This is a genomic window from Arthrobacter livingstonensis (assembly GCF_003219815.1).
Classification (GTDB): Bacteria; Actinomycetota; Actinomycetes; order Actinomycetales; family Micrococcaceae; genus Specibacter; species Specibacter livingstonensis.
In genome coordinates this window covers 181008-194988 of record NZ_QJVD01000007.1, presented here as the reverse complement: position 1 = coordinate 194988, position 13981 = coordinate 181008, and the positions used below count along the sequence as shown (strand labels likewise).

The following is a 13981-nucleotide window of genomic DNA, read 5'->3' as shown; positions in this document are numbered from 1 at the left end:
GCCAAAGGGTTCAATGGAGGGAAGAACAACCGCACCGATGAGTGCCGCCACATCCTGTGTGGCGGGACCGTCCCCGTCGCCGGGGTCAAGAACCGGCTTGCTCATGTATCCAGGATATACCCGTGGTTATCAGGAGACAATAGCTTACCGAAGACACGTTCTAATAAATTTTGGAGGTCTTTCCCACGCGCCTAACGGACTGTCCCGGTATCTGGATCTCCAACAGTCACGACCACCGAAGCCGGCGGCCTCCAACAGGCGCGACCACCGAAGGACGCAACCGCTCCAGGAGTTCATGCCACAGCCGGTGCGGGAGCGCCGGTGAAAAGTCCCCCGGACCTGCGGGAGCGTTCCCTAGGAAGTGCTCAACCGCCGCTCCCCGGGACTACAGCTGGAGGGTGACCGGGCGCGGGATGCCGTTGACCAGTTCCGAAGGCCAGCGGCTGTCCAGGCTCAGGGGGCGGATCCCGTCCGAATCCAGCAGCACGGTATCCTCAATCTTCACACCGGGCCCCGAGGGGTTCCAGGTGAACGGCTGGTTGAGCGTGGTGGTGTCCGTCACGGCATCGGTGGCCCGCGGGTCCCGTCCGGCATAGCCTGCCGGACCGCCCTGGTGGTGCAGTGTCCACTGCTCCGGGCCGAAGCCGTGCCTGTCATATGCCGTGCGGATTTCCGCCAGAATGTCGCAGACGGCCGCGCCCGGGACGGTGGCGTCAAAAATGTCGGCCTCGACGTCGGCAATGCGGGCCTCGGCGTCAAGCTCGGCGGGAGTGCCGCCGTCGAACCTCACCCAGCGCGTCACATTGGCGATCATGCCGTCACGGCGGGCACACACCACGGCCATGGCCCGGCGGCCCAATGCGGCGGCGGTGGGCAGCGGGTGGCGGAAGTCCGCGCGGGATGCGCCGCTGGCCAGCAGGACCAGCGGATCGGCGCCCAAGCCGACTATCCGTTCGGCCACGGCTGCGGCAATCCCACGCTCCGTGGTGTGTGGCGTCGCAAAGGAAAGGACATCGGTCAGCACGATGGCGGCGTCCCGGCACAGCTGTTCATAGCGGCCAAGCTCCCCGGGCAGCAGGGAGCGGCGGGCCAGGCGCAGAGGAACCGCCAGTTCAGCTTCGAGCGCGGGTAGGGCGCCGGGTCCATGCCAGGCGGCCACGTCCGTCAGGGAACCGTGCCAGGGCACCTCGTGAACGGTGACGCCGCCGGGAATCTCCTCGGCCGACAGCCTGGCGGCCTCGTTGTTGAAGGTGGCAAGGTGGTCGCCGCTGCCGGTCACCAGCACTGCGGCTATGGGGTCGCCGGCCAGGCTGATGCCCACCCGGCTGCCGTCCAGGTACCAGCTGAGCGCTGTCTGGCTGGTCAGCAGCACCGAATCCCGGCCCGCCTCGGCCAGAACGGCCAGCACCCGGGCGCGCTTGACGGCCCGGTCGGCTGCCTTGTCGCTGGTTTGATCTGCGACAACGGCAAGTGTGGTCATTTGGCGCGGGTCCATTCGTTGATTTGGTGGTCGGTGGCGATGCCGTCAGCAATTGTGACGGCGATGGTGCGCGTCAGGGATTCTCCGGGCTGAAGTATCACGGCGGTGTCCCAGGCAAGGGACGAGCCCACTCCGGGATAGCCCGCGGACCGCACAAACCACGGATCGTCCGCTTCCGGCGGGGCTTCAAACACCACGGTGGCGGGTTTGCCGGCAAAGTCGCCGGACCAGGCCAGCCACGGGGAGCGGCTGCCGTGCACGGCTTCCTCGCCGGCAGCGGAGCCGGTGCGAATGTGGGCATTCTCCACGGGGGGCAGGCGCCAGAAGAAGCCGCCGTAGCCGCCGGCTTCGCGGCCGTTGGAGCCCGGGCTGCCCAGGCTGACCGGGTCCGAACCGGCCGGGGTGAGCGTAAAGGACAGTGTTAGCTGCCAGGCTCCGGGCCCGCTTGCGTGCCACGCCCAGGTGCGGTGCTCGTGCAGCATTTCCGCCCCGTCGGGGCCGAGCCAGGCAAGTTCCTGCACGCGGTAGCCAGGGCCGTCCTCGGACGAGGTCCGTTCAATGTGGCCGTGGTCGGGCCGCCACACATATCCGGCCTCTTCCCGGCCGTACGTCCGCCCGCCCCAAAAGTTCACGCCGTTGACATCCTGCAACGCCACGCCAACGCCCAGGTGCCAGACATGGTCCAAGGGCATCGCATCGGAGACAGTGGCGCCGCCGAGCGTGGTGACCGGGTGCAGATAGGGGCGCGGGGACAGCGTCGGAGCGGTTTTTCCCCCGCTGATTTCCCGCGCCACTTCGATCCCGGAAACCACCAGCCGGTCTGTTGCCGGGGCGCGCCGCGCCCACGGCGCGCCGAGTTCGCTGAAGGTGGCCTGCGCCGCCGTCGCCCGTTCAATCCACGCACCAATGTCGGCAAGCACGGGGTGGGCGGCCGGGCCCTCGCCGATCCACTCCACGTGTTCGGCGGCGATGGGCTGCGGGTCCCCGGCGGTGCGCACGGCCTCCAGCACGCGCATGAAGGCGCCGCTGTTTTCCAGCGAGCTCAGCAGGGGGCTGCCGTTGCGCCGGTGGGCCAGGAGGTTCTCCAGCAGGTCGGTGCGCGCGTGGGTGTCCCGCGTGCTGCCGGCGTCGGTGGTGATTTCGAGAACGTCCGTCGTGTAGTAAAAAACAGCCTTTCCGGCCGTGCCGTGGACGGTGACAAACGGCTCCGACTGTTCCGGTGCGCACACGGTCAGGGCGCAGACGACGGCGGGACCCTCCTTGGGCGTGATGCGTACGGCGGAGGTGTCGTCGCCTTCGATGTCATGAGCGCGATACAGGTCCGTCTCCACCGTGGCGATGGCGTCGGCGGAATGGATCCCGGCGATGTGCAGGGCCGTCGCCACGGCGTGGGCCAGGGGGTTGGTGGTGACGCCGTCGACGACGTCGACCCCGTTGAGGGTGCGCTTTCCGGCCCAGCGGGAGCGCTGGTAGTAGGCCTTGTCGCGCAGCCACATGCCGGTGGCCGAGATGCCCCGGATGGTGCCGAGACTGCCGGAGCCGATCGCCACGGCGAGCGCCGGAAGGGCGAGCGAGCCCAGCGACTGAAAGCCGATCTGCACGTTCCTGCCCGCCTGGACCGCGGCGACGCGCAGCTCCTCGAATTGGGCCAGGGAGGCGGCGGTGGGCTTTTCCAGGTAAACGTCGGCGCCGGCCGCCAGCGCGGTGAGCCCCAGCGGCGCATGGGTCTGGATGGGCGTGGCGATGATGACGACGTCGGGGCGCACATTGGCGCCTAGGAGCTCGTCCAGGTCATGGAATACCTTGACATCATTCGCCAGCCGGCCGGCTTCGGGTGGATTCGGATCGGCCACCGCCACAAGTCTCAACGCCCCGGCAGCTTCCAGCCGGTCCAGGTTGCTGAGGTGGTGGGCGCCAAAGCCGTGCACGCCGACCAGTGCAATGCGGGGGAGCTGGGTACCCGCGCCTGCGGGTGCCGCAGCCGTGGCGGCTTGTTCCATGCTGATCATGCGTTGAGTCCTTTTAGTTGGTGGTGCACCAAACCCTGTTTCGGGTTCCACACTACGTGAGAAAGCGCTTTCTTGCATTCTTTGCGGCGTCCTGGTTTCCCCGCGGGTTCCCGTCGCAGCCTGCTCTCTCTATGGCATTGGGTGGATGCCTTCGACAGCAACCTGCCAGCCGCCGTCGGCCGGAAAGCCCGGCGATGCGGCGCTGCCGTCATATCCTGCCGCCATCAGTGCAACGGCTGCCAGCAGCCCCCCGTTGCCGGGGAGGTACACCGGCAGGGCATCCGTCTGGAAGTTGTGGCCGTTGGCCAGGTAGGTGTTTTTGCCGCGGTCCATTAAGAGTGCATCAAGGGCGTCGTCGGGCCGGCCCAGCCGCGTGGCCGTCATGGCAATCATCGGATAGTCCCAGCCCCAGGTGCTGTCCCAGTCCCAGTCCGCCAGCACGCTGTCCAGGGTCCGGCTCATGGTGCCGGGGTCGATGAATCCGGTGGCGGGCACAAATCCCAGGGCGGCCAGCATGGAGGGGTGGTCCGTGCGGATGGTGAACGGTGGGACGGAGATGGCGCTGTACACCCCGCCCGCCACGTGCGGGCTGACCATGCCACGGGCAGTCTCGGACCATTCGGGCACCTCGGGAAGCCCCAGCCGGCGCCGCCATTTCTGGGCGGTTTCCAGCGCCCAGCGCCAGTACGCCAGCTCAAAAGTGGGGTTTTCCACGTCGCCGCGCATGAAGCCGTAGGACTCCTGGGCCGGGACGAGCGGCGGCCCCAGCGTCGCGCCGTCGGGCGTTCTTGCCGCATACGCCGCCATGAACGCAGCGGTCTCAAAGACCAGGGGGGCAAGCCGTCCGGCATCTTCCAGGCTCCCCGTGCACCGCCACATGAGTTCGGCCAGGTAGATCGGGTGCGGCTGCTGCCAGATCAGGAAGGGGCCGATGTCGCTGGGGCTCTCCCTGCCGTCGGGCCCCACCTGCTTGGGCCAGCGCGCGCCCGGGAAGCCCTGTTCCCGCGCCGTTTCCCGGGATCTGGTCAAAATGTAAAAGTACCAATTCAGGCTGCGTTCGAGCAGTTTGGGGCGGCCCCAGACCGGGAAGTGCGCTGCGTGCCACCAGTGCATTTCCAGGTGGAAGCGCCCGCGCCAGGAATTGACCATCAGGCCCGTTTCCTGCGGTGGGACGGCGCCGCTCCCATTGACGGCGGTGAGGTATTGGGACAGGATTACGCGCCGTTCCAGTTCAACGGCGCGCGGGTCCGTGCTGCCGGAGAAGTCAACCATGCCCCCTTGGCTCCAGTGCCGTTCCCAGTGTCGTGCCGCTGCCAGCGACGTGTCATCGAACGACGGCGCGTCCCGGGAGCCGTGCCTGCCGCGCGATTCGCAGGATGGGCTGAAATCGATGGTGAACGTGGCCTCGCCGGCCTGCCCGGACAGCAGGAAATCATGGGCACCACGCCGGACAAGTGTGGCACCCGGTGCGCAGACGTGGACGCAGTATTTAGTGGCATCCAGCGTCCGGCGGATCTCCCAGCCTCCGGTGCCGGACTGGAGCTCGGAACTGTGCCTTTCCGGATGGGTCCAGTCCGCGGCGTTGCCCCAGTCTTCACTGCCATGGGGAAAGGCAATCCGGACAGCCGGGGGATGGGACCCCGTGCTGCGGATTGACACGGCCAAGGTGTCCCGGTCCGGGTGGACGACGGTCCGGACGTCAAAGGCGGCCGCCCCGATCCGAAAGCTGCTGCTGAGCTCCCCCGTCCACAGATCCAGCTCTTGGCGGACCGGACGTATGTCCCCAGCCCGGATCTCGCCGCTGCCGACCGATTCGGGCGCCAAGGCCACGGCGCCGAGCATCAGCCGGTGCGGGTTGTTGCGCAGCCAGGTCTCCTGCGCCGTTCCGCCGTCGAGGGCCGTGGCGCTGGTCTTCCCCGCCAAGTCAACGTATCGCACGGGGCCGTGGGGGCTGGCGTATTCCTTCAAGGAGGTGCGCAGGGCGGGCTCTGTCTCGACGGGCGTGGAATGCCAGCCCCAGCTGGACTGCGTGCCCAGGAGGGTTCCCGGCTGTTCGACGTATCGTCCGGGCGCCGGGTAGGCATCCGGAACGGTTTGCAGACCTGTGACGTCCGCAGTGAAGGCGAAGTCTCCGTTGCCGAGGGTCAGCGGGGCGCGGGGGTCGATGTCGTCGAAGGTGACATTGTGGCGGCGGACAAGGGCTTTGCGGTCTATCACGGCGTTCTTCCGGTTTAATGGGCGGAGCAGTCAGGCGCTGATGGCGGCGGCGCTTTCGTCCATCCACTGCTTGGCGGCGTCGGCAGGGCTGGTCTTGGCGAACATGACGTTCGTGTTGATCCGGGCAGTAATTTCCGACACCGCCGTGGAGCCCGTGGGACCGATGAACGTTGGCGCAAACTTGGTTCCACTTACCTTGTCCAGGTACGCCACCTCGCTCTGGCCCTGCTTGCTCAGCTCCGGGGCGATGACGGCGCGGATGGCGGCATTGCTGGGGACGCCCCTGTCGGTGAGCATGATCTTTGCCGCGGCGGTGTCGTTGACGAGGAAACTGACCAGCTTCGCCGCTGCCTCGGTCTTTTTGCTCTGTGCGGAAATGGAAAAGTATTGCGAGGACTGCAGCCAAATGCCGGGGGTGGGTGACTCCCCGGGCAGCGGCAACAGTTCCAAGTCTGTGCCGGCTGCCCCGCCGAGCGCGCGCAGGGAGTTGCTCCAGGTGAGCATCATGGCGGCCTTGCCCGTGCCCATGAGGCTTTGCTCCACACTGATGTTTGCCTGCTCCACCAACTCGGAGGGCGACGGCGAGGCCTTGGAAGTGGTGAGCGCCAGGGAGAATCCAAAGTAGTCGGCAACCGTTGCCTGGGTGAGGCCGAGCCTGCCGTCCTGCGTGTACAGCGATTCCCCGCGCTGGCGGGCAAAGGCATCCAGCGAATCGTGGGTCAGGACGGAGGCGGAGCCAAAGGTGCCGGTGGGGCTGTTGGCGGTGATTCTTGCAGCAGCGTCGCGAAAATCGTCCCAGGTCCAGCTTGAGGCGTCTGGGCGCGGAACGCCGGAGGCCTTAAAAACGGCGGGATTGACCACCATGGCCAGCGCATTGGCTCCCGTGGAAATGCCGTATTGGGTTCCCTTGACCTGTCCGTTGGCCAGCGCCGACTTGTCCATGCCGGACAGCTCAAGGGTTCCCTTGACCTTGGCCAGGTCCAGCAGCGCGCCGCGGTTGGCGTATTCGGCCGGATAGGCGCCACCCAGGGTGAAGACATCGGGTGCGTCCCTGGCGGCAACGCTCGTGGCAAGTTTGTCGAAGTAGCCGCTGAAATCGCCGGGCTCGCCCTTGACCTTGATGGTTGGATTGGCGGCCTCAAACGCGGCGATGACCTTTTGCGTGGCCTCGGCGCGGCTGGCATTGCCCCACCAGGCAAACCTCAGGGTGACATTGCCATCGGCATCGGTCGAATGAGAGTTATTGCCGCAGGCGGAAAGCAGCGCAAGGGCGGCCACCCCCAGGGAAGCCTGTGCGAAACTGCGTCGCGAGAGATGCATCGACATTGATCCTGCCTTCCAATTATGTTCGAGGCCCCCGTCGCGAATGCGACGACGTGGCGCAGAAAGCGCTTTCCTGTCGTGAAACGTATCAAGTGCCGGACGGAAGGTCAATGGCCCCGGTTTGCGGCGGGTCACTTGGGCAAAGGGGGTCCTGGTGGTGGGCCGCGGCACCGGGCCGCGTTGGAGCGGGTCCTTCGCAGCTGCAAGCTACCCAAGAGCGCGGGTTCCATCGCGTTGCCCGCGGCACGGCCCGCTGCCGGACGCCGAAGACGCCTCCGGGTACTACGCCGTCGAACTTCTCAGGGACGGCCCGCGCGTCACGTTCAGCATCAATGGGTTGGCCCTCCTGGACTGGACGGATGAGGGTGCATCAGGCCCGCCGGTCCGCGGCGGCGGGCGAGGATGCCGATATGGATAATTGATCCCGCTAAACCATATGGAGGACTCAACTGTCCATATCGACATCCCAGGCACTGCCGGCTGCTTGTGTCAGCCGTTCGTGCTGGCCCGGACCACCAGTTCGGGCTTGAAAACCACCGAGCGTGGCCGGGCAGCCGGGTCGGACAGCTGCTCCGTCAGCAGTTCCACGGCGGTGCGGCCAATCAGCGCCGTCGGCTGCCGGATCGAGGTCAGCGGCACCACGGCCGAAGCGGCAAAGTCGATGTCGTCGTAGCCCACCAGGGCCACGTCTTCCGGGATGCGCAGGGTGCGCAGCATGGTCAGTGACTGCATGACACCCAGCGCCAGGAGGTCGTTCGCGCAGAAGAGCCCGTCGGGCAGGGAACCGCGGTCGCGGCCCACCAGTCCGTCGCCAATGCCGCGGCCGGCCAGCACGGTCAGGTCGTCGGCCTGGAGTACCTCCAAGGTGGCTCCGGCAACTTCCTCCACAGCCCGGGTGGCGCCGGCCAGGCGGTCCCGGACCTGGTGGAAGCGCTGCGGACCGGCTACGAAGGCAATGCGCCGCCGGCCCAGGCCCAGCAGGTGCTTGGTGGCCAGGTACCCGCCGGACACGTCGTCGACTGAAACGGAGCTGAATGTGTCCCCGCCGGCGGGGCTGTCCACCAGGATCACTTTCGTGCCACGTTGGGTCAGCGCTCGGAGCCGCTCCGTAATGTCGGCAACGGGGGAGATGAGCACCCCCTGCACCCTTTGCTCCTCGAACAGGTCGATGTAGTGGAGCTCACGGGTGGCATCGTGTCCGCTGTTACCGAGCACCACGGCATTGCCGCTGTCCGCCGCGGCATCTTCGGCTGCGCGGGCAAGCGAGGAGAAGAACGGGTTGCCGATGTCCAGCACAATCAGCCCGATGGTACGGCTTTGCCCGGCCCGCAGCTGCCTGGCAACGTCGTTGCGCACGAACCCAAGCTCCGCGATGGAGTCCAGGACGCGGCTGCGCGTCTTGTCCGCCACCCTGTCCGGATAATTAAGGACGTTGGACACGGTGCCCACGGCCACGCCGGCGTGGCTGGCCACGTCCTTGATGCTTGCTGGCCGCATGAATCTACTCCACTCCCGCACCCGTAAGAAAGCGTTTTCCGATGGGCGGTGGTTGACATTGCTTGGATTTCAAGTGTACGTTGAATCGTATTAATGAATCGTTTCAACGTTTGCGAGGCACAATGCGTGTTTGTTTTCGGTCCGCGGTGGATCCCAAGTACCTTCCCGAGTACCGGAAGGCACACGCGCAGGTGTGGCCGGAAATGCTTCGTGAGCTGAAAAAGGCGGGCTGGCATGACTACACCCTGCACCTGGGCGGGGACGGCCTCCTGATCGGCATTGTCGAGTGTGATGACCTCGACGCAGCACGGGCCCGCATGGCGCTGGCCGAAGTCAACGGCAGCTGGCAGGCCGAGATTGCCAAGCTCTTCCCGCCGTCGGAAGCCAGCCCGGATGAGGGGTTCATGGTGATGGATGAAGTGTTTAACCTTGAAAACCAGCTGGCCGCAGCCGGCCACGACAACAAAGGAATGACGAAATGACGGATGTGGCAGCAGCACTGGCCGGCTTGGACAGGCTGGCCATCGAGGTCCCATCCTGGGCCTATGGAAACTCCGGCACCCGCTTCAAGGTGTTTGGCACGCCAGGGACGCCGCGCACCGTCCAGGAGAAGATTGCCGACGCCGCCCAGGTGCACAAGTTGACCGGTCTGGCACCACTGGTGGCCCTCCACATTCCGTGGGACAAGGTGGAGGACTACACCGCACTCAAGGCATACGCGAAGGACCTGGGCGTGGGCCTGGGCACCGTCAACTCCAATACCTTCCAGGACGACGAGTACAAGTTTGGCTCCCTGACCCATGTGGATAAAAATGTCCGCCGCAAGGCCATCGACCACCACTTTGAATGCATGGACGTCATGGACGCCACGGGTTCCCGCGACCTGAAGATTTGGCTGGCCGACGGCACCAACTACCCAGGCCAGGGTGACATCCGGGGCCGCCAGGACCGCCTGGCCGAATCCCTGGCGGAAATCTACGCACGCCTCGGCGACTCCCAAAGGCTGGTTCTGGAATACAAGTTCTTCGAGCCGGCTTTTTACCACACCGATGTGCCGGACTGGGGCACCTCCTACGCCCATACGCTGGCCCTGGGTGAGAAGGCGAAGGTCTGCCTGGATACCGGACACCACGCCCCCGGCACCAACATCGAATTCATCGTCGCCCAGCTCCTGCGCCTGGGCAAGCTGGGCTCCTTTGACTTCAACTCGCGCTTCTACGCCGACGACGACTTGATCGTGGGTGCCGCAGACCCCTACCAGCTGTTCCGCATCATGTATGAAGTGATCCGCGGCGGCGCCCTGGATCCGCAGAACCAGGTGGCTCTCATGCTGGACCAGTGCCACAACCTGGAGGAGAAGATCCCGGGCCAGATCCGCTCTGTGCTGAACGTGCAGGAAATGACGGCCCGCGCCCTCCTCGTGGACCGCACGGCGCTGGGCGAGGCACAGGAAACCGGGGACGTGCTCGGCGCCAACGCCATCTTCATCGACGCCTTCTACACCGACATCCGCCCGGCGCTGGCGCAATGGCGCGAGTCCCGCGGCCTGCCCGCGGACCCGCTGGCCGCCTATGCCGCCAGCGGCTACCAGAAGAAGATCAATGACGAGCGCGTGGGCGGAACCCAGGCCGGATGGGGAGCCTGAGCGTGAGCGACAAGACAAGCACGACGGCGGCACCCGCCACTGCGCCATCTGGCACCGACACGGTGGCCGAGTTGATCTCCCGCTCAAACCGGTTGGGCGCGGATAAGCGCAACACCAACTACGCGGGCGGCAACACCTCCGCCAAGGGCACCGCCAAGGACCCCGTCACGGGTGAAGATGTGGAACTTCTGTGGGTCAAGGGATCCGGCGGTGACCTGGGCACCCTGGCGGAGTCCGGGCTGGCGGTGCTGCGCCTGGACCGGATGCGGGCCCTGGTCAACACGTACCCCGGCGTGGAACGCGAGGACGAGATGGTGGCGGCCCTCGACTATTGCCTGTTTGGTTTGGGCGGCGCCGCTCCGTCGATCGACACGGCCATGCACGGTCTCGTCGATGACGTGCACGTGGACCACCTGCATCCGGACTCCGGCATCGCCATCGCCACAGCGGCCGACGGTGAGGCACTGACGGCCACGATCTTTGGCAACAAGGTTGCGTGGGTGCCGTGGCGCCGCCCCGGCTTCCAGCTCGGCCTGGAAATCGCCGCCATAAAGGACAACAACCCTGACGCCATCGGCACGATCCTCGGCGGCCACGGCATCACCGCCTGGGGCGCCACGAGCGAAGAAGCGGAAGCAAACTCGCTGTGGATCATTAAAACCGCCGAGGCCTACATAAATGCGAACGGCCGCAAGGACCCCGTCGGTGCGGCGCTGCCCGGCTACGGTGCACTCGCCGGGGCCGAACGCCGTGCCAAGGCTGCCGCCCTGGCCCCCACCATCCGCGGGCTCGCGTCCACGGACAAGGCCGCCGTCGGACATTTCACCGACGACGACGCCGTGCTGGAGTTTTTGGCCTCGGCCGAACACCCGCGCCTGGGCGCCCTGGGCACCAGTTGCCCGGACCATTTCCTGCGCACCAAGGTCAAGCCGCTGATCCTGGACCTGCCAGCGGACGCCTCGGTGGAGGACTCCATCACGCGCCTGAAGGAACTGCACGCAGAGTACCGCACGGACTACGCCGCCTACTACGACCGCAACGCCGTCGCGGATTCGCCCGCCATGCGTGGCGCGGACCCGGCCATCGTGCTCGTGCCTGGCGTGGGCATGTTTTCCTACGGCGCCAACAAGCAGACCGCACGGGTTGCCGGCGAGTTCTACCTCAACGCCATCAACGTCATGCGCGGCGCCGAGGCGCTCTCCACCTACGCGCCCATCAATGAGGCGGAGAAGTTCCGGATCGAATACTGGGCGCTGGAGGAGGCGAAGCTGGCCCGCCTGCCAAAGCCCAAGTCGCACGCAACCCGCATCGCCCTGGTGACCGGTGCGGCGTCGGGCATTGGAAAAGCCATCGCCACCCGCCTGGCCAAGGAAGGCGCCTGCGTGGTCATTGCGGACCTGAACCTGGAAGCGGCCCGGGCAGTTGCGCTGGAGCTGGGCGGGCGGGACACGGCTATCGGCATCCAGACCGACGTCACGGACGAGACCGCCGTGCGCGCCGCCGTTGATGCTGCCGTTCTGGCCTTTGGCGGGCTGGACCTGGTGGTCAACAATGCCGGGCTCTCCATCTCCAAGCCGCTGCTGGACACCACCGAGAAGGACTGGGACCTGCAGCACAATGTCATGGCCAAGGGTTCCTTTCTGGTGTCCAAGGCCGCCGCGAAGGTGCTCATTGAGCAGGACATGGGCGGGGACATCATTTACATCTCCTCCAAGAACTCCGTCTTTGCCGGGCCCAACAACATCGCGTACTCGGCCACCAAGGCGGACCAGGCCCACCAGGTGCGCCTGCTGGCCGCGGAGCTGGGCGAATACGGGATCCGCGTCAACGGCATCAACCCCGACGGCGTGGTCCGCGGCTCCGGCATCTTCGCCGGCGGCTGGGGCGCCAAGCGCGCCGCCGTGTACGGGGTGGACGAGGAAAAGCTGGGCGAGTACTACGCGCAGCGGACCCTGCTCAAGCGCGAGGTCCTGCCCGAAAACGTGGCCAACGCCGCCGCCGTGCTCACCTCCGCCGAGCTGTCCCACACCACCGGGCTGCACATCCCCGTCGACGCCGGCGTGGCGGCAGCCTTCCTGCGATGACGGCCGATCTGTTCGTTGGCATTGACATCGGCGCGTCGTCGGGGCGTGTCATTGTCGGGCGAGTCGGGACGGGCGCCGTCGAGCTGGACGTGGTCCACCGTTTCCCCAATGGTGTCGTGGAGCTGGAAGGCGCCCTGCACTGGGACTTCGACGGGCTGTTCGCCGAGGTCCTGGCCGGACTGGGCAAGGCGGCGGAGCGTACCGCGGCCCGCGGCGCCACCATTGCCAGCATCGGCATCGACACCTGGGCAGTGGACTACGGCCTGGTAGACGACGACGGCAAACTTGCGGGCCAGCCGTTCAGCTATCGAGACGGCCGCGGCGCCACGCAAGTTGCCCGGGTGCATGAACTCATCGACCCGCAGCGGATGTATCAGGCCACCGGCCTGCAGCACCTGCCGTTCAACACCATCTACCAGCTCGCTGCCGAGACGTACCTGGCCGGCAGGCAGGCGCTGCTGATCCCGGACCTGCTGGCGTTTAGGCTCACCGGCACGCGTCGCACCGAATCAACAAATGCCTCCACCACCGCTCTCCTGGGCGCCGTGGCGGGGGAGTGGGCCATCGAATTCCTGCGGGCCCTGAACCTGCCGGCGGACCTCTTCCCGCCCCTGGTCGAGCCGGGGGAAACCATCGGCACCCTGCTGCCGGACATCGCCGTCCACACCGGGCTGCCGGGGGAGACGAAGGTCGTGGCGGTTGGATCGCACGACACCGCTTCCGCCGTCGCCGCCGTGCCCGCCGCCGACCGTAATTTTGCCTACATCTCCTCCGGCACGTGGTCCCTGGTGGGCGTCGAACTCGACGCCCCGGTACTGACCGAAGCCAGCCGGCTCGCGAACTTCACCAACGAACGCGGCGTGGACGGCACCATCCGCTACCTTCGCAACGTGGGCGGCCTGTGGCTGCTGAGCGAGTCCATGCGGACGTGGGCGCAGGAGCATCAAGTCATGAATGACGCCCGGTCCCCGGCTGCCCAGCCCGGCCTCCCCGTGCCGGCCCCCGCCGTCCTGTCCCTGCAGGAGCTGCTGGCTGCGGCCGGCGGGGAACCGGCCGGCGGCCCGCTCATTGATGTGGACGCCGAGGAATTCATTGCACCCGGCAACATGCCGGCCCGCATCATTGCCGCCGCCAGCGCAACGGGAGGGGCCCTGGCAAGCCGGCCGGCCGCCGTCGTGCGCTGCATCATGGACAGCCTCGCGGGCGCCTATGCGCGCACGGTGCGTGAAGCCTCGGCACTTTCAGGCCAGGCTGTGGACGTCATTCACATCGTGGGCGGCGGATCCCAGAACACGCTGCTGTGCCAGCTCACGGCCAATGCCACGGGACTGCCTGTCGTCGCCGGTCCCGTGGAGGCGACGGCACTGGGCAACATCCTCATCCAAGGGCGTGCCGCCGGTGCCGCGCCCGCGACGCTGACGGCGCTGCGGGCCATGGTGGCAGCCAGCCATCCAGGTGTCCGGTATGAGCCGGAGCTGCGCTTGACAACAGTGTGACGGATGGGCGGCGCCGCACTCCAGGCCAGCAAACAAAACTGAGGCACAACGCTAGCGCGGATCCTGGGCGCCCATCTTGGTGCGTCGACTCGAATCGCGGCATCGCCCACTAATGCCGCAAGGCGTGCCTCGAGTTTCGCGAGCTCCATCGACCCAATCTGCGTCTCCCATTTCTTACGGGCGATCTCGGGGTGAAGAGGTGAAGGTGGGGACGGGCGGCGGTGGGGAAA

Annotated in this window: 10 protein-coding genes; 5 read left to right on the top strand and 5 right to left on the bottom strand. The window is 66.8% G+C overall.

Going from position 1 to position 13981, the window contains the following annotated elements; genetic code table 11:
- Positions 1-385: 385 nt before the first annotated feature.
- From CVV68_RS08900 to CVV68_RS08885, 4 genes are all read right to left on the bottom strand, one after another.
- Positions 386-1480, bottom strand: coding sequence for a M24 family metallopeptidase (locus CVV68_RS08900; RefSeq protein ID WP_211320768.1), 1095 nt, complete (start codon positions 1478-1480; stop codon positions 386-388).
- On the bottom strand, positions 1477-3480 hold the full coding sequence (locus CVV68_RS08895) for a DUF6807 family protein (protein ID WP_110500660.1): 2004 nt from the start codon (positions 3478-3480) through the stop codon (positions 1477-1479). The genes CVV68_RS08900 and CVV68_RS08895 overlap by 4 nt, the downstream gene beginning before the upstream one ends.
- A 138-nt stretch (positions 3481-3618) precedes the next feature.
- The gene (locus CVV68_RS08890) at positions 3619-5706 is read right to left on the bottom strand and encodes a glycoside hydrolase family 92 protein (RefSeq protein WP_245933428.1); all 2088 of its coding nucleotides are present in this window, start codon (positions 5704-5706) and stop codon (positions 3619-3621) included.
- Between the two features lie 30 nt (positions 5707-5736).
- Positions 5737-7032, bottom strand: coding sequence for an ABC transporter substrate-binding protein (locus CVV68_RS08885; protein ID WP_110500636.1), 1296 nt, complete (start codon positions 7030-7032; stop codon positions 5737-5739).
- Positions 7033-7183: 151 nt separating this feature from the next.
- Here CVV68_RS08885 and CVV68_RS24905 point away from each other — a divergent pair, with 151 nt between their 5' ends.
- Positions 7184-7447 (top strand): DUF1961 family protein, encoded by a 264-nt coding sequence (locus CVV68_RS24905; RefSeq protein ID WP_368773180.1) that lies wholly within the window; start codon positions 7184-7186, stop codon positions 7445-7447.
- 71 nt (positions 7448-7518) lie between these two features.
- Here CVV68_RS24905 and CVV68_RS08875 read toward each other — a convergent pair whose 3' ends face one another.
- Positions 7519-8526: a LacI family DNA-binding transcriptional regulator gene (locus CVV68_RS08875; protein ID WP_110500634.1), complete on the bottom strand. Its 1008-nt coding sequence runs from the start codon at positions 8524-8526 to the stop codon at positions 7519-7521.
- 122 nt (positions 8527-8648) lie between these two features.
- Between CVV68_RS08875 and CVV68_RS08870 the strand changes: the two genes are divergently transcribed.
- Genes CVV68_RS08870 through CVV68_RS08855 form a run of 4 tightly spaced genes read left to right on the top strand, consistent with a single transcriptional unit; the run spans position 8649 to position 13751 of the window.
- A complete protein-coding gene (locus CVV68_RS08870) occupies positions 8649-9008 on the top strand; it encodes an L-rhamnose mutarotase (RefSeq protein ID WP_110500633.1) in 360 nt (119 codons plus the stop codon).
- On the top strand, positions 9005-10171 hold the full coding sequence (rhaI, locus tag CVV68_RS08865; protein ID WP_110500632.1) for an L-rhamnose isomerase: 1167 nt from the start codon (positions 9005-9007) through the stop codon (positions 10169-10171). The genes CVV68_RS08870 and rhaI overlap by 4 nt, the downstream gene beginning before the upstream one ends.
- Positions 10168-12255 (top strand): bifunctional aldolase/short-chain dehydrogenase, encoded by a 2088-nt coding sequence (locus tag CVV68_RS08860; protein WP_245933431.1) that lies wholly within the window; start codon positions 10168-10170, stop codon positions 12253-12255. Before rhaI ends, CVV68_RS08860 begins: the two co-directional genes overlap by 4 nt.
- The gene (locus CVV68_RS08855) at positions 12252-13751 is read left to right on the top strand and encodes a rhamnulokinase (protein ID WP_110500630.1); all 1500 of its coding nucleotides are present in this window, start codon (positions 12252-12254) and stop codon (positions 13749-13751) included. Before CVV68_RS08860 ends, CVV68_RS08855 begins: the two co-directional genes overlap by 4 nt.
- Positions 13752-13981 lie beyond the last annotated feature (230 nt).